The 19,978-nt window shown below is 45.7% G+C and carries 15 protein-coding genes and 1 tRNA gene; 8 read left to right on the top strand and 8 right to left on the bottom strand.

Translation table 11 applies throughout. The features are described from left to right. Positions 1-117 precede the first annotated feature (117 nt). Both BBC0122_RS08780 and BBC0122_RS08785 read right to left on the bottom strand, forming a co-directional pair. On the bottom strand, positions 118-3,378 hold the full coding sequence (locus BBC0122_RS08780) for an efflux RND transporter permease subunit (RefSeq protein WP_077993091.1): 3,261 nt from the start codon (positions 3,376-3,378) through the stop codon (positions 118-120). Next, positions 3,378-4,682, bottom strand: a complete 1,305-nt coding sequence (locus BBC0122_RS08785) for an efflux RND transporter periplasmic adaptor subunit (protein ID WP_077993095.1) — start codon at positions 4,680-4,682, stop codon at positions 3,378-3,380. Before BBC0122_RS08785 ends, BBC0122_RS08780 begins: the two co-directional genes overlap by 1 nt. Positions 4,683-5,049: 367 nt before the next feature. Between BBC0122_RS08785 and BBC0122_RS08790 the strand changes: the two genes are divergently transcribed. Both BBC0122_RS08790 and BBC0122_RS08795 read left to right on the top strand, forming a co-directional pair. After that, a complete protein-coding gene (locus BBC0122_RS08790; protein ID WP_077993097.1) occupies positions 5,050-6,573 on the top strand; it encodes a sensor histidine kinase in 1,524 nt (507 codons plus the stop codon). A gap of 299 nt (positions 6,574-6,872) precedes the next feature. Beyond that, positions 6,873-6,949, top strand: a tRNA-Arg gene (locus BBC0122_RS08795). An 895-nt stretch (positions 6,950-7,844) separates the two neighbouring features. Here BBC0122_RS08795 and BBC0122_RS08805 read toward each other — a convergent pair. Together BBC0122_RS08805 and BBC0122_RS08810 are read right to left on the bottom strand one after the other, a co-directional pair. Then, positions 7,845-8,276: a carboxymuconolactone decarboxylase family protein gene (locus BBC0122_RS08805; RefSeq protein ID WP_077993100.1), complete on the bottom strand. Its 432-nt coding sequence runs from the start codon at positions 8,274-8,276 to the stop codon at positions 7,845-7,847. Continuing rightward, entirely contained in the window at positions 8,273-8,716 is a 444-nt protein-coding gene (locus tag BBC0122_RS08810) for a hypothetical protein (RefSeq protein WP_077993102.1), read from the bottom strand. The genes BBC0122_RS08805 and BBC0122_RS08810 overlap by 4 nt, the downstream gene beginning before the upstream one ends. A gap of 901 nt (positions 8,717-9,617) precedes the next feature. Here BBC0122_RS08810 and pdxR point away from each other — a divergent pair. The 4 genes from pdxR to BBC0122_RS08830 all read left to right on the top strand — a co-directional run bounded on the left by pdxR (position 9,618) and on the right by BBC0122_RS08830 (position 14,457). Then, positions 9,618-11,081 carry a MocR-like pyridoxine biosynthesis transcription factor PdxR gene (gene pdxR / locus BBC0122_RS08815; RefSeq protein WP_188318018.1) on the top strand — a complete coding sequence of 488 codons (1,464 nt, stop codon included), beginning with the start codon at positions 9,618-9,620 and terminating at the stop codon, positions 11,079-11,081. Positions 11,082-11,390: 309 nt separating this feature from the next. After that, the gene (locus tag BBC0122_RS08820; RefSeq protein WP_198240927.1) at positions 11,391-12,302 is read left to right on the top strand and encodes an aldo/keto reductase; all 912 of its coding nucleotides are present in this window, start codon (positions 11,391-11,393) and stop codon (positions 12,300-12,302) included. A 53-nt stretch (positions 12,303-12,355) separates the two neighbouring features. Beyond that, positions 12,356-13,165, top strand: coding sequence for an NADPH-dependent F420 reductase (locus BBC0122_RS08825; RefSeq protein ID WP_077993106.1), 810 nt, complete (start codon positions 12,356-12,358; stop codon positions 13,163-13,165). Continuing rightward, on the top strand, positions 13,165-14,457 hold the full coding sequence (locus BBC0122_RS08830) for an NTP/NDP exchange transporter (RefSeq protein WP_077993108.1): 1,293 nt from the start codon (positions 13,165-13,167) through the stop codon (positions 14,455-14,457). Before BBC0122_RS08825 ends, BBC0122_RS08830 begins: the two co-directional genes overlap by 1 nt. Positions 14,458-14,636: 179 nt before the next feature. Here BBC0122_RS08830 and uraH read toward each other — a convergent pair whose 3' ends face one another. The 4 genes from uraH to puuE form a co-directional block, all read right to left on the bottom strand. Further along, the gene (gene uraH, locus BBC0122_RS08835; RefSeq protein ID WP_077993111.1) at positions 14,637-15,083 is read right to left on the bottom strand and encodes a hydroxyisourate hydrolase; all 447 of its coding nucleotides are present in this window, start codon (positions 15,081-15,083) and stop codon (positions 14,637-14,639) included. A gap of 3 nt (positions 15,084-15,086) precedes the next feature. Continuing rightward, positions 15,087-15,614: a 2-oxo-4-hydroxy-4-carboxy-5-ureidoimidazoline decarboxylase gene (uraD, locus tag BBC0122_RS08840; RefSeq protein ID WP_077993113.1), complete on the bottom strand. Its 528-nt coding sequence runs from the start codon at positions 15,612-15,614 to the stop codon at positions 15,087-15,089. Positions 15,615-15,717: 103 nt separating this feature from the next. Beyond that, positions 15,718-16,320, bottom strand: coding sequence for an ureidoglycolate lyase (locus BBC0122_RS08845; protein ID WP_077993115.1), 603 nt, complete (start codon positions 16,318-16,320; stop codon positions 15,718-15,720). 40 nt (positions 16,321-16,360) lie between these two features. Then, the gene (puuE, locus tag BBC0122_RS08850) at positions 16,361-17,281 is read right to left on the bottom strand and encodes an allantoinase PuuE (RefSeq protein ID WP_077993118.1); all 921 of its coding nucleotides are present in this window, start codon (positions 17,279-17,281) and stop codon (positions 16,361-16,363) included. Positions 17,282-17,449: 168 nt separating this feature from the next. Between puuE and BBC0122_RS08855 the strand changes: the two genes are divergently transcribed. Beyond that, on the top strand, positions 17,450-17,719 hold the full coding sequence (locus BBC0122_RS08855) for a hypothetical protein (protein WP_077993120.1): 270 nt from the start codon (positions 17,450-17,452) through the stop codon (positions 17,717-17,719). A gap of 188 nt (positions 17,720-17,907) precedes the next feature. Beyond that, positions 17,908-19,350 (top strand): FAD-dependent oxidoreductase, encoded by a 1,443-nt coding sequence (locus tag BBC0122_RS08860; protein WP_077993122.1) that lies wholly within the window; start codon positions 17,908-17,910, stop codon positions 19,348-19,350. The last annotated feature ends 628 nt before the right edge of the window (positions 19,351-19,978 follow it).

The following is a 19,978-nucleotide window of genomic DNA, read 5'->3' on the forward strand; positions in this document are numbered from 1 at the left end:
ACGGTGGTGCGGTTCTGGACAAACATGTGACGCACCTTCATCAATCAGTTCTGGCGGTTCTGGTACAGCAACAAATCGCGGTACGTTTTTTTGTTTTTCTCGTATTGATCTCTTGTTTCAGCCGGTTGTTTTGGCATTTTGCGCGGCATTGAGCTCCTCCTCAAGCTCGAAATCCTCTTCGGCTTTCGGGCGGATGAAGCGGCCAAGCAAGAGATAGGTAACCGGTGTCACATAAAGCGTTGCAATGGTTGCAAGGCCAAGCCCGCCAACAATGACAAAGCCTAAAGAAATTCTGGCTTCTGCACCCGCTCCGCTTGCAAGAATGAGCGGTACACCACCAAGAATGGCGCAAATCATTGTCATTGATACCGGCCGCAAACGTATATTGGCGGCATTTTCCACCGCCTCGCGCAAAGTCTGGTTGCGGTTTCTGAGCTGGTCGGCAAATTCGACAATCAGAATGCCGTTTTTGGCCATAATGCCGACAAGCAGCACCAGCCCGATCTCGCTATAGACATTCAGGCTTACCCCGCTCACCATCATGGCAAAAACCGCACTGCCAAGGCCGAGCGGCACTGTTGCCATAACAATGAGGCCGGAAATGAAACTTTCAAACTGTGCCGCAAGAACAAGAAGAATAATGACCAATGCAAAGCCGAACACGATAATGAGGCCGGAAGAGGTTTCGCTCAATGTGGCAGCCTCGGCAAGCGGGATGATATAGCTTCCCGCAGGCAATATGGGTTTGGCAAGTTCAAGCGCCTGCTGATAGGCTTCACCGAGTGCAAAACCCGGTGCAAGACTTGCCGTCAAGGCAATCGAGCGCATACGCGATTCCCGTCCGAGTTCCGGAGGAACCGGCTTTTCTTTAACCGTTGTCACCACCGACATCGGCACAAAACGGTCATCTGCCGTTTTCATGAAAATATTTTCAAGATCGGTCGGGTCATTGACCGGTGTGCTATTCGACACAAGCTTCACATCATAGGAACGGTCGCCAATATAGACCGAGCCGATTTTGCGCCCGTCAAGCATGGATTGCACGGCATTGGCAAGTCCGGTAATGTCAATACCGAGATCGGTTGCCCTTTCGCGATTAATGTCGATGAACAATTGTGGCTGCGTTGCTTCAACACTCAAGCGCGGCTGGACAAAACGCGGGTCCTCCTGCATTTTCCTGACCAGCGCATCGGCAACCGGCTGGAGTTTCGCATAATCGGTGCCGAGAATTGCAAATTGCAAGCCCTGACCCGCCCCCCTGATGCCGAGCGAATTACCTTCCGCCGCAATGACACGCACAGCCGGAAAACCCTTCATAATTTGGTTGATTTCCTGAACGATTTCCTGCTGGCTGCGGTGACGCTCGCCCCAAGGTGCAAGATTGAGCATGAGAAAACCGTTATTGGACGAGCCGAAAGTGCCTGATACCGAATAGGTATTGATGATTTCGCCCCTTTCTTTGAACGGCAAAAGCGCATCTTCTATCTTGCGCATTTCATCATTGAGATAATCGACAGAAATTCCTTGTGGCCCGTTGATGCGCAAAAACACCTGTGCGCGGTCTTCCGACGGGGTCAGTTCCTGCCGCAAGGTGAGGTATCCACCCGCACTTAAAACAACAAAGCCGATCGAAAGCAAAACCACAATCCACGGATGGTCAAGAGCACGGTGCAAAGTGCGGGCATAGAAATTCTGTAATATCTGGGCAAATTTTAAAAGCAATGCCGGTTTGGAATGCCCGTCGCTTAAGCCCTCCTGCCCGTTATTTTCCTGAACGCGCCCGTTTCCCTCACCGTTCAAATTTTCCTCATCGTTTAAACTTCCCTCATTATCGGCAATGTCTGCGGCAGGCTTTTTGACATCTTTCAGAAATCTTGAAGCAAGCATCGGGCAAAGTGTCAAAGCCACAATTGCCGAAAGCAGAATGGCAATTGCCAGCACAAAACCGAATTCGCGGAAAAGCCCGCCTGCCTGACCTGGCAAAAAGGAAATCGGCACGAAAACCGCAACAAGCGTCAGTGTTGTGGCAATCACAGCAAAAAACACTTCTCTTGTACCGATAACGGCCGCAGCCCTCGGCCCTGCGCCAAGATTACGGTGACGCACAATATTTTCCAGAACGACAATCGCATCATCGACCACCAGACCGGTCGCAAGAACAAGTGCAAGGAGAGTTAGAATATTGACCGAAAAACCGGCAAGATAAATAGCGGCAAATGTGCCGATCAAGGCGACAGGAATAGAAAGTGCGGGAATGAAAGTGGCGCGCAAATCCCACAAAAACAGAAAAATGATAACCACAACGCTTAAAACCGCAACAATAAGCGCCACCTCGACTTCGTGAATAGCGCCTTTGATAAAGCTTGCATCATCACTTGTAATGGTAATATGCACGCCTTCAGGAAGTGTTTTGTTGAGATTGTCAACAGCCGACCTTATTCCTTCGGAAATATCGAGTGTGTTTGATTGTGCCTGCCGCACAATACCAAGCCCGACACCGGGTTTGCCATTCACACGCACAATCGAGGTTTCCACATCCGGCCCCAGAGTGACATTGGCAATATCGCCGATACGCACACGATTGTTGAGATAGACATTCTCGAATTCTTCCGGCGTGGAGATATTGGCAGTTGCTCTCACCACCAGCGCCTGACTGGAACTTCTGAGCGAGCCGGCCGGCGCATCAAGTGCCATATCGGACAGTGTTTTCGTGACATCGGCAATGGTCAGGCCGTAACTTGCGAGTTTTGCCGGATTAATGTCTATCCTGAAAATCTTGTCACGGTCGCCATTGACCTGCACATCCGCAACACCGGAAACCGCCGAAAGCGTGTCGACAATCTGGTCTTCGGTCAAAACCGTCAAATCATCGACACTCATTGTTGTTGACGTTACGGCAAGGCGCATCACCGCATCGGCATTGGAATCTGCCTTGATAATACGGGACGCATCGGCATCATCGGGTAAATCATTGGTAACACGTGAAATAGCATCGCGAATATCGGCTGCCGCTACATTAAGATCAACACCGTCGTTAAATTCGACCGTTACCCGCGAGCGGGCAAAAGAGGAACGCGAGGATATGGTCTTGACACCTGAAACACGCGCCACCGCATCTTCAAGTTTCTGGGTGATTTCACGGTCGATTGTTTCAGCCGCCGCGCCATCGAAATCGGTTGAGACTGTCACCACCGGACGGTCGACATCCGGCAATTCGCGCACATCAATGCCCTGAAGTGCGGCAAGCCCCGCCACCATGATGAGCACATTGAGCACAAAAGCCGACACCGGACGGCGGATAAAAAGCGCAACCAGCCCGCCTTTATCCTTTTCGCGATCCTTTTCGCGTTCACCGGATTTCTGAAAAGCGCCCGCCATTACCGGTTTGCTCCGTCAGGGATTTGCTTTTCGTTTCCCTTTAATTCTTGAGGTTCACCGGCCGCTTTCTGGGCTTCACCCGAAGTCGCTTCTGTTGCTTTTTCGCGTGGCTCACTATCGCCACCGGATTGAGCCGAACGATTGTCCTGATTGGCAAGAGAAACGTTTTTTCCCGCCTCTTTCACCCCTTCATCCTGTAAAACATCGACAGCACTTTTATCTTGCAGATTTTGCACGCCCTTAGTGACAACAAGATCTCCTTGATGAAGTGCACCGGTGACCAGTACCGAATCCGCATTGCGCTGGACAATGCCCACCCGCACATGTTCCACAATACCGTCTTTCATTGGACCGTTTTCCATTGAACCGTTTTTCATTGGAGCGTTTTTCATTGAACCGTTTTTCACGCGCCAGACATAAGCACCCTCGGCGTTCCACTGGATTGCAAGCGGGTCGACAGCCGGATAAGGGTCACCCGGAAAAGCAAGCGACACAGAAAAAGACATGCCCGACTGGAGAACACCGGAGGCATTATCGACTTCCGCACGAATGCGCAAAGTGCGGCTTTGTTCATCAATCATATTGTCAATGGCGCTGATGCGGCCGACAAATTCTTCACCGGGGCGGGCAATAGATGTGGCTTTCACTTGTTGGCCGATTTTGATAAGCGGGGCAAAACGTTCAGGAACCCAGACATCAATCAGAATATGATCGCGATTATCTATGCGGGCGATTGTTGTATCGGATGTTACGTAATTTCCCGCATCAACCGGTAAAATACCCACAATGCCGCTTACCGGCGCACGGATTGTGCGGCGATCGGCCGCAAGCTCGGCATCACGCAGTGCGAGCCTTGCCTTGTCGAGTGCAAGTTTTGCCGACAATTCCTGCACCTCGGTTGCCGTATTGGAGGAACGCAACTTGACCGTTCTTGCCATGGTCAATTCCGCGTCATTGACTTCCACTTTGGCGCGCTCGACGGCGATTTCTTCATTATCGGAATCAAGTTTTGCAACCGGATCGCCAACATTGACGTGCATTCCCGCACTCACATAAATCTTGTCCATTACGCCGCTCGACCAGGGGGTGACGGCAACGGTTGCAAGTGCCCTTCCCGTGCCGATTGCGCTTAAACGGTCATTGATGAGTTTTTGGCTTACCGGTTTTACAACCACTTCGTTGTTTTTAGAGGACGAGGAGGCATGATCGTCGGTTTTCCCATTTTTTGAACCCTGCCAGACAAACAGTCCGACGACAATGAGAGCAAAAATAACAACAATGGCAATTTTCGACGGGCGTTTCATCGCGCAACTTTCATTAAAGGATAAGAAAATCCGATAATCTATTTTCTGGCATTCGTTTAAAATATTCTTTTGCTAACGCTTTATTTCAAGCGGCTTCTATGCCCCCATCAACCGGCGATCAAGCCCGTTAACCAGGTTTTTATGACTCTAATTCATGCAAAATAAGCGGTTTTTCGTCCAGTTAAATTTCGGTAATAATCGCAACTTCCGAAATTGCGGGCGGATAAGGGAAAAAACAATTTGTTCTTAATCAATGATTTTTATAGACTGGATTTAAAATGCGGGTTTTATAAGGCAGCATTGACTCGTTATTGGTCAGAACTGACGCGGCATTTTCGCCGATATGACGGTCGTCTGAAGAGGTTGAATGGCTAACGAAGAAATAACCGGCGAACAGACGCCTAAAACGACGGGCATGTCGCTTTATCGCGAGCATGAAAAAATCCCCTTCTACCGGCGTATGCGGGTTCGTCTGTTATTGCTGATTACGCTTTCGGTTTTCATCACTGAAATTATGGTTTTTATGCCCTCTATTGCCAGTATGCAGGAAAGCTGGCTTGAAGACCACCACCAATCGGCAAAAGCCATCAGCATGATTCTGGCTTCCAGCCCCGAAATCACCTTAAGCCCGAACTTGCAAAAAAATGTTTTGACCGCCACCGATGCTTTGGCCATCAGCATTGTCAGAAATGGTGAAAAAATCAATCTTGCCACATCGCCGGATTTGAAACAGGTCAATGAAACAATCAACCTTCCCGACTATAGCGAAACCAAAGCCCTTCTTGATTCTCTCACAACGCTCTATTTTGGCGGCAATAATATTTTGCTCCTTCGCGGTCCTATCGAAGGAACCAACATTATCCTTGAAGTCACCGTCGCCGACGCGAAATTGCGTCAGGCAATGATCGATTTTTCCTGGCATTTTGTTGTGATTTCGCTCACCATTGCGATTGTTGCAGCAACGACAATTTACCTCATCGTCCACGAACTTCTGGTGCGCCCTTTACAAAGCATCTACACCAATATGCTCGATTTTGTGATGGAACCGCATAATCCCAGCAAAATTCTGGTGCCCGAACCGCGCCGTGATGAATTGGGAATGACACAAAAACGTATTTCGGTTATCGAAAGCGAATTGCAAAAAAGCTATGCTCACCAGAAACATCTGGCCAATCTGGGGCTTGCGGTTTCAAAAATCAATCATGACATGAGGAATATTCTGGCTTCCGCGCAATTGATGTCGGACCACCTCGCCACGGCAAAAGACCCTATGGTGAAAAAAATTGCACCGAAACTTATCCGCGCTATCGACCGCGCGGTCACTTATAGCCAGACAGTTATCACTTACGGGCGCACGCAGGAAGAAGCGCCAAAGCGTAAAAAACTTCTCCTTCACAGCCTTGTTGCGGATGTGCTTGAATCGCTCACCCTTCCCGGTTCCGATCAGGTCGAATTTGTGAATGATATACCGGTTGATATGACGGTTGATGCCGATGAGGAACAACTCCACCGCGTTCTCACCAATCTCTGCCGCAATGCTGTTCAGGCCATGGTGGAGCGGGAAGATGGTGAAAATCTTCAAAACAAGCTCACCATTAGCGGACACCGTATCGACAATATGGCCATTATCGACGTTATAGACACCGGCCCCGGTGTGCCGGCAAAGGCCAAAGAACATCTGTTTTCACCGTTTCAGGGCTCGACCAGCCGCAACGGTTCGGGTTTGGGGCTAACCATATGCGAAGAGCTTATCCACGCCCTTGGTGGCACAATTTCACTCATTGATGAAGATAGTGGCGGTGCACATTTTGAAATTCGTGTTCCCGATCTCCCCTCGCATGGTGATGAACGCCAAAGAAGCGAAAAAACACACCAACGCAATGACGCATAATTTTATGATAAAGCTTGAAGGCTTTCAATGAAGCCCGAAAAAGGCTTGCCATGATGTAAAAATGTGAACCACCGGCTCACTCGATGTTTTATTGACAAGCGTTTTTTAAAATAGGGATTTCCCGCGTTTCAGCCGCATATGAGCGAATTAACGACAAGAATGAACAAAAAAATAAATTCTTCTCTTGCATTTTTTTCACGAACCAATTAGGAAACCGCTTGTCAGTCGTTGAAGATGTTCAAATCCGGATGTCGGCAATGAAACTGGCTGGAAACACCGTTCCGGTGGTTTTCAAAAGTGCACCCGTAGCTCAGCTGGATAGAGCACCAGACTACGAATCTGGGGGTCAGGAGTTCGAATCTCTTCGGGTGCGCCACTTGATTTTTTCCTACCAAATTTTTTCAATCTTTATTGTGGTTTATCTGTCCTATTGGACGTAAGCCGCAGAACCAGATTGCGACCAAATCACCTTCAAGGAAAGCATATAATTGGCGATGGGCTTTGATTGCCATTATTGATGACGCTTTATGAAACCGGCTTTATTCCGGAATCCTGGAATATCTTCAACATAGGCTGGCTATTTCGCGCCCTGTTTTTACGGGCTATTCGGCAACCTGCTTTTAAAGAGAAAAAGCCACTGTCAGAAGTTTTCCAAATGGTCACGCAGCCATATGGAGCGCATGGGATAGAAAAACAAATACACCCCGTTTATGAAGCTCGTTTCCGATGCGCCCGGTCGGCCAACTTCCATTTTCACATCAGCCGCGAAGGTTACGTCGATAATTTCGCTTTTTTCAAGTTTTGCAATGTTTCGAGACCAAATCCGGCTATCCTTGATAATTCAGGAAAACCCGTTTTCTCGGCTTATTCACCAATGACACAAAAATAGATTTTGACACCAACATAGATTTTTCTCTGAATGAGAACATGTCCCGTTAATCAGCTATCGGAACCTGAAAAATGGATAAAGTTTGCGAAACAAACATCAACAAATGACAAACAAACAATTTTGGAGCGCACTTATCGTCTTGAGACTAGCCCGCGACGTTTTTTACGACTTCATCAATTTCATAGAAAGAATTAATGAAAAGCTTTTCTCGACCTTGCGCTCAAGTGTCAGCCATTTCTTTTTCAGGATAGATCTCGTCTTCATCCCTATCCGGACAAGCACTTAAAGTGCTTAAAAAAGAAATGGCCTGCACCTCATCTCCAAGCCGTGAATAACTTACGTCTTTTTTCAGTCAACTGTTCGACATTGGTCGTAATGCGCCTCACTGCCGCATGGAAATGGCAAGTCTGTTCATTCCGTTCATCAGCGATATTGCAAATGTGAGGTCTGATATTTCTTTATCACTAAAGACCTTTTTTAATGCCTCGTACGACTCGTCATCGGCGTGGCTTGTCGATATGTTTGTTAACTGCTCGGCCCAATTCAGTGCTGCTTGTTCTTTTTCAGAATATTGGTCACTCACACGCCATCCGGCCACTTCAGCTATACGGCGCTGCGTTTCGCCATCTTTTAGCAGGGAATTTGTATGAAGATTAAGGCAATATGCGCATCCATTGATTTGAGAAACTCTGAGATAGACCAATTCAATCAGCTTTTGTTCGACAACGCTTTTCTCAAGGGCGACTTTCACGGCTCTAAAACCACTCATAAGTTCCGGCGATAAGTCAAAATATTTCAATCTGAGATTTTTCATGTTCTCTTCTCCTTATTGTCATTATAGTCTGCAAAATATATTAATAACGAAATCGCAAAACAAACAATAACATTGAAATTAATCATCATTTTTATACTTTGAAAAAGTGACATACTTACCAAAAATAATATTAATAAAAATATATTTGCAATGTTAATGAATTTGTTCTTCGTGTTAATAATATAGGCTAAAGCTATTAATGCCTCTAAAGCTGTAACCACCCAACCAATAACAGGAATCATGTTTTCCGGAGCCCAAGGACACAGAGTCGAGACATGTTTAAAAAATTGGGTCATCGAGCCCCATGAAACACCTGTTTCACCAAAATGACCCCAAAAACCGAAACGGTCGAATACAGCCGAAAGATAGCTGATAGCCAAACTGACTTTAGCAAAATATATGCCTCGATTTTGCAGAGGCAATTCAAGAAAGTCAAACATGCATTACCGTATTCTAAAATTCTGTGAATGAAACAATGTCGCAAATGCGCTTGTTGCGATAGGGACATATCGGGACAATTCGATAGTGACATTTGAATTTTGGTTTCAGACACAAAGGATGCATTTCTATAAAAATTTCTATGGGGATTTCTACAAAACAAACGTAAGATTCTGTTTCTTGTCTTTTTAATCAAAAGCGCTGTCATGGAAATTACGAATCCACAAGCCTACAGATCAGGCTCTTTTTCAACACTTGGCATCGTAAAATAACATCAAGAGAAGTGGTTCCGCTTGTTTGAACATTTTGATGTGTTTTTGGCAGGCTTCATGACCCGTTTATGCAACCCCCCCTTATCTCACAGCATAGTGAAGTAAACCTTGTCAGGGTTTGTGGTCGTTCAGGGCTTCTGGTCATTCAAGGTTTGTGGGCGTTCAGGGGGTGTGGTTAAGGAATGAAGGTGGGCATCGGCTTTCATAAAAATTCGGCTATCGGCTGATAGCAGCACGTTCACGAGCCAGAGCCAGAGCCTCGCCCGTATAAAGACGACCCTCCTTATATTTAACGAAACATCAAAGAATTGCCAAATTGCCAAAGTCGCCCGACAAAAACGTTGTCCCGCCAAGCTTCCCTGCCATTCATCGAGGTCATCTCACCGGCTTATTCAAGAATGCCTGTTCCTCCAACCGAAGTCGGCAAACCGGATTGTGATGAGCCGTGGGGAACCCTGTCATGATTATCTTTTGTTCGAGGCTAAAGGTGAAATCGGGCAGAAAAATCCGCTCTCGCGAATGTCAAGTTTTCGAGCGACTTCTCACCGGTTTGACCATTCAATTCTAAGTATCTATTGATTACTGTCATTGATTGTTATGAATGAAGATGTTTCTGACGGCGAGGAAACGAATGTCAAACGAGCTTATAAACATAGACGCGATGGACACAAACTATTCGCCCAAATTGTCCCGCACAGGAATTGGTGATAGCCTCTACCAAAAGATCATTGCATTAATCGATAGCGGTACTTTTCAGATAGGACAGCGCGTACCCTCGATCAGGGCGCTTTCGCGTGAACTGGGGGTTGGAAAAAACACCGTCGAAAGCGTATATAGTCGTCTTATTGGAGATGGTTATCTCGTCTCCAGAGGGCCTGCCGGCACATATGTTGCAAGCCTTTCCCTCGCCCCTGAAAGCGTACACACAAAGGCTGCGACCAGTTCCGCAAAACATCAGTCCATTTATGCCGAAGGAACGACCTTCAAAAAGCTCCAGATCGGTTTACCGGCCATTGATTTATTTCCCGCAAAATATTGGAGTAGTCTTTCAAAGCGAAAGATTGCTGAAACGCATAATGCGTTGTTTTATCCACTTCCAACAGGGCTAAAAAAATTAAAAGAAAGCATCACGCGTTACGTCGGGCTGTCCCGTGGAATCGTTTGTGAACCCGATCAGGTCTTCATCAGTAGCGGATTTCGCGGCGCCTTGAATCTCATTATGCAAGCTCTGAGTGAACCGGAAGACACAGTATTTTTAGAAGACCCGTGTTTTCCGCCCGCTTTGGATATTGTTAAAAGTTCGGGTACACATATTGTCGCTGTTCCTGTCGATCATAACGGGATGCAAATTTCAGATGCTTTAAAAAACCATCCCGACGTTAAATTTATTATCGTCACAGCCAATCATCAAAGCCCCCTCGGTTACGTTCTGGGAGATGATAATCGAAATACATTATTAGATTGGTCTGAGAAAAATGGTACATTTATAATAGAAGACGATTACGATAGTGAATTCCGATATGATAATAAACCGCTACCGGCTCTCGCCAGTCTCAATAATCATAGAAACGCCAATATGATCTATATTGGTAGTTTCAGTAAATTAATTAATCCTGACTTACGATTAGGCTATTTTATTGTTCCAAAGTATATGGTTCCGAAAATAACCGATTTTTATCAAAAATGGATAGATGGATTTCCAATATTAACCCAATCTGTTTTATCCGAATTTATGGATTCTGGTAATTTTGCCAAACATTTGAACAAAATGAGGCTTAATTATAAAAAAAGGCAAATATTTTTACAAAATGCATTGAATAGATATGTTTCCGACATATTCCATGTAAAAAATTTCAATCACGGACTTAACACATTATTACTGTGCAAAAATCGTGTTGAGTGTGACGATCTTGAATTAATGACAATTGCACAAAAAGAAAATTTTGGAATTGGATGCATTTCAAACCGTCAAATAGAAAGAAGAGATTTGAGCGGATTAATATTATCCTTTTCTAATTTGAAAACACAGGAAGAGGCATATAAAATAATCTCGGATTTTAATCAGGTCATCAGACCATATGTTTCTTCCAAATAAATATTTTTATATTTCAACATATGCTCCATTTTTGATTTATTTAAAAAAGTTATTCTGCGTGACGTTTTGTCAAATTACCGCTGCAATTAAACAGAATTTCGAGACTTTCATCTGTCGAAACGGCTTTTTTTCGAGAACCTTGTGACCTCATGAGAAGCTTTTCAGCCTCTAAAGCGTGGCTTGATAAAAATTCTGTTTCTCCCCGATCATTCATGATTTTCATTCATTTCATGAATGAACAATAATACCTTTTTCGTTTTTGAAAGCTCGGCTATACTTGCTCTCTACAAAAACAGGAAAGGCGCTAGAATGGACATAACACGTCGACAATTTGCTATCGCCTGTGGTGCAGCTTTCATGCTTGGTCCGACAATTTCGGCAAGAACACAAGCCACAGCTATAAAAAACCCTCCAATCCGTCTTAAAACCGGCCGGATGATCCCGACGCTTGGCATGGGAACATGGACGCTTGCAGCCGGTCAACGCCCTCTAGAACAAGAAGAGGAAGCGCTTGCAACCGGTCTTGATCTTGGCATGAATCTGATTGATACCGCCGAGCTTTACAGTTCCGGTAAAGCTGAAGAAATGGTTGGCCGTGTTATAAAAAAAACCGGAACAAAACCTTATATCGTTTCAAAAGTCATGCCTTCGCACGCAACAAAAGCCGAAGACATTCGCAATGCCTGCAAAAACAGCCTTCAACGCTTGGGATTAAAGCAGATGGATCTTTATCTTTTGCATTGGCGTGGCGGAATTTCAAACCTCAAAACTGTGGTTGATACGTTTGAAGAATTAAAAAGCGAAGGTTCCATTGTCGATTGGGGCGTTTCGAATTTTTCCATTAATGACATGAATGATCTTTTTAGCCTTGAAAAAGGCGACCAATGCGCAACCAATCAGGTGGAATATTCGCTTGTCGACCGCTCTATCGAAGGTGGCCTTCTCGATTGGTCAAAAAATAACGCTATGCCGATTATGGCCTATTCACCGCTTGGTTCGGGTAAAACCCCGCTTTTGCAAAATGCGGTGTTAAAAGACATTGCGCAAAAACATCATATGACTGCTGCTGCAATCGCAATCGGCTGGACAATCAGAAACAATTTTACCATTTCCATTCCCCAATCAGGTTCGCCCGCACATTGCCGTGAAAACAGCGCCGCACTTTCTCTTCATCTTGATGAAGAAGATCTCGCCCGACTTGATAAGGCTTTCCCGATTTGAGCAAGAAAGGTTTCCCGTTCTGGACAACAAGGTTCAAGACAAGAAGGTTCAACATGTCTCTTGATCGTCGTTTTATATTAAAATCTGCTTTGGCTCTGTCTCTTGCCGAGATTTTTTCCCTGTCGCAGGCTTTTTCACAAAATACCGAAAATTCGGTGGGGAAGACTTCAAATTCATCCAAAGCGGAAACAGTAAACGATAGCCCCGCAACAAAAACGGAAGCTGATGTCAAAAATCTTAAAATCGGGGTCATTGGCGCCGGCTCGCTTGGCGGAACTGTTGCAACCCTCCTTGTGAAATCCGGCCATTCGGTCATGTTTTCTTCGCGCCATCCGGATGAGTTGCGACGCTTGACAAACCCGCTTGGAGACAAAGCTTCAGTCGGCACACCGCGCCAGGCGGCACAATTTGGTGATGTTATCCTTGTTGCAGTGCCGTTTTCAGCCTGGCCTCAAATTGGCAAAGATTTTGCCGCCGAAATGAAGGGGAAAATTGTTATTGATGCTACCAACCCGCCTTTGTGGGGAGGAGATTTAGAGCCTCTTTCAATCGAAGCAAAGAAAAACGGCGTTGCCGAAACGGTAAAAAAATATGTGCCGGATGTGCGCCTTGTCCGCGCTTTTTCGGCAGTTGACGCCACGGTAATTGAAGATTGTTTCAATAAAAGAATAGAAGCTGTTGGTATGCCGATCGCAAGTGACGATGAAAAAACGTTGGCCGTTGTGGCCGAGCTCGTGCGCGAAACCGGTTGCGAACCTGTCATCACCGGCAAACTTGAAACAGCGCATATTTTTGCTCCCGGCGCGCCGGGCTTTCGTGCCCACCTTCCGGCAGATAAATTGCGTAAACGCCTTGGCCTATAATGACAAACAAGCTGCAACATATATTTGAACGTCTGTTCGCGCTAAAAGCGCATGAAACAGTTGCTTTTTTGGGCGGCTTTTTCACGCTTTTTCTTGTCTTTTGCAGCTATTTCATGTTGCGACCGGTGCGAGAAACATTCGGCATTGCCGGTGGTGTCGATCATCTCTCATGGCTTTTTACTGCCACTTTTTGCGCCATGTTTCTCGTTGTGCCCGTTTTCGGCTTTATCAGCCAGAAGATTAAAAAGACCAATCTCTTCATCTATTCGACGCTTTTTTGTAGTCTTATTATGCTCGGCTTTACGCTAAGCCTTTATTATAATAGCGGCAATGTCTGGGTGGGGCGCGCATTCTTTGTCTGGGTTTCAGTTTATAACCTGTTTGTTATTTCCCTCACATGGAGCTTTTTGGCCGAGGTTTTTACCAAAGAACAGGCACAGCGCCTGTTTGGCCCCCTATCGGCAGGCGCAAGCCTCGGCGGCATAACCGGCCCGTTAATAAGCGCATTTATGGTTGAAAAAGTGGGCTATGCCGGCCTGCTTTTAATTTCGACAGCGCTGTTTTTATCAACGCTTTTTCTCTGGCTTTTTCTCGTGCACTGGCGAAATGATTTCGGCCGCGGCAAAGACATGAAACAAGACAAGCCTGGAATGGCTGCGTCGGAAAAAGAAAAGAGTGAAACCTATTCCGGCATATGGATTGGCTTGAAACTCATTGTGCAATCGCCTTATCTCAGCCAAATTGCCGTTTATGCCATTTTCACCTCGGCCGGAACCACTTTTCTTTATTACGCGCAGGCACGCCTTGTTCAGGCGACCTTTACCAATCCTGCTGAACAGACACAGTTTTTCTCCATTATGGATACGGTTGTGCAAACCTCGTCCATTCTTATCCAGATGTTCGTTACCGCCCGCATTGCAAAAAAATTCGGCGTGACATTCTTGCTTGTAAGCTTGCCTGTCATGATGGTGATCCTGTTCGGACTGCTTGGCATATTCTATTGCTTTCCGATTTTGGCAATCGCGATGATATTGCGGCGTGTGGGAGAATATGCACTTGCCCGCCCTGCCCGTGAAATGCTCTTTTCGGCAGTTGATGAAAATTCGCGCTTCAGTGCAAAAAACGCTATTGATACTTTTGTCTATCGTGGGTCGGATGCATTCTGGGGCTGGGTTGATACGCTTATGAACAAAGTTGCCTACCCGCCGGTTATTATGCTGCTTGCACTTGTTTTATCCTGTATCTGGGCAATTTCCGGAAAGAAAATCGGCAAGCGTTACGACGAACTTTAAAACCGATAACGCCAAAAAATACTCAACAAGCCTGAAACATGGGCTTACAAACTTGTGCCTGAAAGTGACGGCGAGAATGATGTGCGCGTCTCATTATATCCGGTCATAATATCCGGTCATAATATCCAGCCTCATTTTAATATCCAGCCGGATTTTTACTCCCTATCCGGCCTCGTTTTTCAACTGCCGCGATAGGTCGAATAGCTCCACGGGCTTACAAGAAGCGGCACATGATAATGGGCGGTGTTATCCGCTATTGAAAAGCTTATGGTGATTTCATCAAGAAAAGGCGGGGTATCAAGTTTTGCGCCCTCGTTTAAAAAATAGGCTGCCGTGAAAAAGTGCAATTCATATTGCCCGTTTTCCATTGCCTTTTCATCAAGAAGCGGTTTTTCCGTTCGCCCGTCCTGATTGCTCTTTGTCTCAACAAGCAATTTTTTGACAACGGATTGCGTTTTTTCCCCCGCTAAATGCGTTTTTTCGGCCGTGCTAAGGGGGTTGTTTATTGTCCCGTTCTTTTCATTTTCCGGAACATTTTGCGGGCAAAGCTTGTAGAGCTGAATTTTAACGCCGCTAGCCGGTTTACCGGATGCCGTATCAAGAATATGGGTTGTCAAACCGGTCATGTTTTATCCCTCGCTGTCGATGAGATCTTCAAGCCGCAAGCGCGCAATGCGGAAGATTTCCGTCAACGCCGTGGCTTTTTCTTCATCTTTATCATTGTTCAAGCGCTTTTTCATATTGGCGAGAATGGAATATTTGTCATGGGCTTTGCCACCATGCCCCCGAACCGCAATGATAAATGGAAAAGAAAATTTTGCCCGATAGGCTTCATTCAATTTCTGAAATTGATCGAATTCATCTTCGCTCAAACGATCAAGCCCTGCCCCTTTTTGTTCTTTTTCCGATTGCGCCGTCAATTTCGATGAACGGGCAAGCTTACCCGCAAGATCGGGGTGAGCCAAAATCAATCTGTCTTTCAACTCTTCCGGAGCTTGTCGAACCGCTTCGACCATGGTCTCATAAAGCGCATCGAGATTTTCAAACGGGCGTTTTCCTGCAACACTTTCCCCCACCCAAGGGGAATGCTCGAAAATACCGCTTAAACAATCAATAAAAGCGGGGGCTGGAAGAGTGTTCAATTGTTCAATTTTCACGGGGTCTTTTTTCCTTAATTTGTTTGCCGGTATTTATGTGTTCTCAATTTTGATATTTTGCTCAATTCGGTTCTTTAAAACGCAAGTTCGCGAAGCCTTTCCGTCATTTATCAAAATCCGGCAACCGGCTTATTTGCCAAGCCTCGTCTTGATAAAAATATTCTTCAAGATTGTTTTCGACACCACCGCGATCAACCACATAGAAATCGCTTGTCTTGAAAAGTGCAAGAAGCGGAAAATGCCAAACATTTTTATGATAATTAACGCCGACACCTGAAGGGCAATAAAAGGCTTGCGGGGCGGAAGGTTTGCCCCCTTCATCCTTTGCCACAACAACGAGAAACGGATTTTCGCCCGCTGGCAGAAATGCCTGCGAGCCATAGGGGTGGCGCTCCATCATATCAATCTGAACAGGAAAGTCGATCGGGAGAGACCGGAAGACATTGATGAGGACGCGGGACTTTTCCCCCTCCGCTTCAACCTTTGCAAGATCATGAAAGCGGGTTGCCCGCCCCTGATTGATCGGGATCATAACCGGATTTTTTTGGTAAGCCGAGCCTGTTTTATTTTCTTTGTCCATTTGGTCGGGCGAAATTGTTTCTTCCCTCACATCGATCACATCGCCAAAAGGAGAAAATTCGGCTTTTCCGATTTTTAAAACGGCAAGCTCGTGCAATTGTTTTTTATGATTTTCCTGCTCGACCATTGTTTCTTGTCCTCCGGTTTTTCTTTATTCTGTTTCAGGCTTATTTGGCCGGATGCACTTTTTGCCAATGGCGGGCAATATCTATGCGCCGTGCAATATAAACCGACTTTTTGGCTGCCACATAATCAAGAAATTTTTCAAGTGCCTTTGCCCGCCCCGGATGGCCAACCAAACGACAATGCAAACCGATAGAAAGCATTTTCGGCGCGCCTTTTTCACCCTCTTCATAAAGAACATCGAAACTGTCTTTCAGATAGTTGAAAAATTGTTCGCCACTATTGAAGCCTTGTGCGGTTGCAAAGCGCATGTCATTGACATCCAATGTATAAGGGATAATCAGAAACGGCTTTTCGATGCCTTCTACCCAATAGGGAAGTTCATCGGCATAACTATCTGACGAATAGATAAAGCCGCCCTCTTCCATGGTAAGCCGCAAAGTGTTGATCGACGGTTTTCCCTGATAGATTCCATATGGGCGCTCACCCGTTAGTTGTTTCTGGATGCGTACGGCTTCGCGAATGTGAAAACGCTCTTCCTCTTCATCAACATCCTTATATTCAAGCCAACGAAAGCCATGGGTGGCAATTTCCCAATCGGCCTCGACCATGGCTTTCGCAACAGCCGGATTAAGCTCCAAAGCCTTGGCCACGGCAAATACCGTAAGCTTCATATTTCTTTCGGTAAAAAGCCGGTAGAGCCGCCAAAAGCCGACACGCGCACCATATTCATACAAGGATTCAATATTGAGATTGCGCTGCCCTTCCCAAGGAACTGCACCGACAATTTCGGATAATAAATGCTCGGAGGCTTTGTCACCATGAAGAATATTGCTTTCCCCGCCTTCTTCATAATTGATGACAAATTGTACCGCAATTTTTGCCCCGTCCGGCCATTCGGGGTCTGGCGGGTTCGGCCCATAACCGTAAAATTGGCGGGCACGATAATCTTTCTTGGATTTCATGGTTCTTCTTCCCTAAAGAACAAAATTGAAAACAATATCCGGAAAACACTTCGATATAAAACCGCGTAGAATTTCCGCATCTCGACAGTTGCTGAAAATATGAAAAGCAAGAGCCATGCCACTTGACTTTCGGGGCGTAAATGCGCCGACATTTCAGGAAAAACTTATGTGCGTGTTTTTCCTTTCCGGCAGTGCTTTTTATGGGAACTTAATGCCCTTCCGGTGTTTCACTTGGTTGTCGGAGCCTCGCTTAATTGCGGCGCACCACACTGCACTGATCGTTTCCGTTGCTTTATCCCCCCAAATAAAATCAATAATATTAAACAAGCAATGAACTATCAAAAAATAAAAAACAAAACAGAAAACAGGCAAAATAAAAACATATTTATACGTGCTGACCAATGGGTTATGCTTGAAATAACAGCAAATTATATTTGATTTTGCCTAAATTTTAATCTTGACAATTTTTTGCCTTATATTTAGCCTCTCAACCACCGGCATAAAGCGTATTGCGGGTCGATCGGGTCGATCCGGACAGAAAGTGTCATCCCCGTTTTAAACCGGCAGCCAAGGTTCTTTTAAAAGCCGGAGCTTGTTCCTTGGACTGTCTTTAATGGGGAATAGACATGCCAGAAAATAGCGAAATAAATCTTGCCAAGCTTGAGCGGCAGGCAAAATATGATCTTGAATGTTTGAACTATCCTGCTCGCCAATGGGTAAAGCCGAAGACATATCACGGCAATCCGGTGAAGGATGTGGTGATTATTGGCGGCGGACAAAGCGGTTTGACATTGGCGCTACAATTGCGGCGGGAAAGCGTTACCAACATTGCCATTCTGGATAAAAATGAAGCCGGTTTTGAAGGGCCGTGGCGCAATTATGCCCGTATGCACACATTGCGCACGCCGAAATATGTAACGGGGCCTGATCTCGACATTGGCAGTTTGACTGTGCGTGCCTGGTGGGAAGCGCGTTTCGGACACAAATCCTGGGAAGAGCTTTATAAAATCCCCACCAATCTTTGGGCGGAATATCTCGACTGGCTGAAAAAAGTCACCCATATAGAGGTGACAAACCGGACAGTTGTAACCGACATAGAGCCGTTGCAAGATGATGTTTTCGCGCTTCATATCGAACGAAACGGCAAAGCCGATATAATCTATACCCGCCTTGTGGTTTTAGCGACCGGCATTGAAGGTAGCGGCCAATGGGTTGTGCCGGATATGTTCAAGGATCATCTTGACAAGAAAGTTTATGCACACACGGCCGAAGCGATTAATTTTGACAAACTTGTCGGCAAGCGTGTTGCGGTTGTGGGGGGTGGCTCGTCTTCTTTCGACAATAGTGCCACAGCCTTGGAATTTGGTGCAAAATCGGTAACGCATTTTGTCAGACGTTCCGTTTTGCCGACAGTCAACCCTTATCGTTTTATGGAATATAGCGGGTTTTTGCGCCATTTTGCCGATCTTGATGACGACAAGAAATGGCGTTTCATGAAATATCTCTTCGATGTCAACCAGCCGCCGACACAGGATTCCTATTTGCGGTGCACAAAATTCGACAATTATGAATTGAAACTTGCAAGCCCCATTAAAAGCTGCCGTATGGAGGGGGAAAAGCTTGTCCTTGTCACGCCCCATGAAAGTGATGAATTCGATTTTCTGATTGTCGGCACAGGCTTGATTATCGACCTTAAAACGCGGCCGGAAATTGCCCGTTTTGCCGATAAGATCGAAACCTGGGGCGACCATTTTACGCCACCTGCGGGTGAAGAACATGCGGTGATTGCAAGCTGCCCTTATCTTGGGAAAAACTTCCAGTTTCAGGAAAAGGTGAAAGGGGATGCGCCATATCTTAATCGGATTTTCAGCTACACTTTTGCCGGTATGCCAAGCCTTGCCGCATCGGCGGGAATTTCCGCTTTGAAATTCGGCGTGAGAAGACTTGCCTATGGGGTGAGCAGTGAATTGTTCTGCGAAGATGCCGATTATCACTATGATCTTTTGAGAGCATTTGACGAGAAGGAACTGACAGCACCCCAACCGGTTGCCATGGGGAAAGCCGGTTAAAAGCCATTCGGGTGAACGGTTAATTGGCGATTGTCAAAACCGGCTTTGCCAGACAAGCAGGATTTTTCATATCCCTTTCAATGTCATCGAGAATCGCGCCCCTCGTGGCGCGATTTTTATTGTTTTGCTGTTTAATTTTTACATCATGAATTTCTTCTTGCCCCCGCTGGCAAGTCGAAAGCAGTATTAAGAGAATTTAGAGCAACCCGCGCTCATTTTAAGAACGCTTAATAAAAGCGCAGAGGTTGCACCAGAGCCGGTCAATAGTGTTTTTTGAAACCATTGATATTATTTAATATTTTTATTTTTTGCTTATTTCTTCTTAAAAAATGCATAAAATTTAATCAATAAATAAAAACGCCTAATTTTTAGGTTTTTTCTCTTGTTTTCACTTGTTGTTCGTGTAAATCTTGGGGTGTCGGAAATAAAACCGGTTTTCTTTTTTGAAGAAGACAAAGTTAGAGCTTCAAAGAGAAAGACTAGGTTTTCCGACAAATACAGGATGACACTATAGGTTAAAAAATACGCTTGGTTTCATAAGTTGAATGTCGATACGCCGCCTTTCTTGTGCTGATTATCCGGTTTTCAAAAAAATTAAACGGATAATACCCGACAGCACAAATGGCAA

The organism is Ditibartonella choladocola (assembly GCF_002007565.1).
Taxonomy (GTDB): domain Bacteria; phylum Pseudomonadota; class Alphaproteobacteria; order Rhizobiales; family Rhizobiaceae; genus Bartonella; species Bartonella choladocola.

What these genes read in the sequence shown, in the direction of transcription:
- BBC0122_RS08820 (WP_198240927.1), top strand. Translation starts at nt 11,391, where the DNA reads ATGGACATAACACGTCGACAATTTGCTATCGCCTGTGGTGCAGCTTTC.
- BBC0122_RS08785 (WP_077993095.1), bottom strand. Translation starts at nt 4,682, where the DNA reads ATGAAACGCCCGTCGAAAATTGCCATTGTTGTTATTTTTGCTCTCATT.
- pdxR (WP_188318018.1), top strand. Translation starts at nt 9,618, where the DNA reads ATGTCAAACGAGCTTATAAACATAGACGCGATGGACACAAACTATTCG.
- uraH (WP_077993111.1), bottom strand. Translation starts at nt 15,083, where the DNA reads ATGACCGGTTTGACAACCCATATTCTTGATACGGCATCCGGTAAACCG.
- BBC0122_RS08805 (WP_077993100.1), bottom strand. Translation starts at nt 8,276, where the DNA reads ATGAAAAATCTCAGATTGAAATATTTTGACTTATCGCCGGAACTTATG.
- BBC0122_RS08790 (WP_077993097.1), top strand. Translation starts at nt 5,050, where the DNA reads ATGGCTAACGAAGAAATAACCGGCGAACAGACGCCTAAAACGACGGGC.
- puuE (WP_077993118.1), bottom strand. Translation starts at nt 17,281, where the DNA reads ATGAAATCCAAGAAAGATTATCGTGCCCGCCAATTTTACGGTTATGGG.
- BBC0122_RS08845 (WP_077993115.1), bottom strand. Translation starts at nt 16,320, where the DNA reads ATGGTCGAGCAGGAAAATCATAAAAAACAATTGCACGAGCTTGCCGTT.
- BBC0122_RS08860 (WP_077993122.1), top strand. Translation starts at nt 17,908, where the DNA reads ATGCCAGAAAATAGCGAAATAAATCTTGCCAAGCTTGAGCGGCAGGCA.
- BBC0122_RS08825 (WP_077993106.1), top strand. Translation starts at nt 12,356, where the DNA reads ATGTCTCTTGATCGTCGTTTTATATTAAAATCTGCTTTGGCTCTGTCT.
- BBC0122_RS08830 (WP_077993108.1), top strand. Translation starts at nt 13,165, where the DNA reads ATGACAAACAAGCTGCAACATATATTTGAACGTCTGTTCGCGCTAAAA.
- BBC0122_RS08810 (WP_077993102.1), bottom strand. Translation starts at nt 8,716, where the DNA reads ATGTTTGACTTTCTTGAATTGCCTCTGCAAAATCGAGGCATATATTTT.
- BBC0122_RS08780 (WP_077993091.1), bottom strand. Translation starts at nt 3,378, where the DNA reads ATGGCGGGCGCTTTTCAGAAATCCGGTGAACGCGAAAAGGATCGCGAA.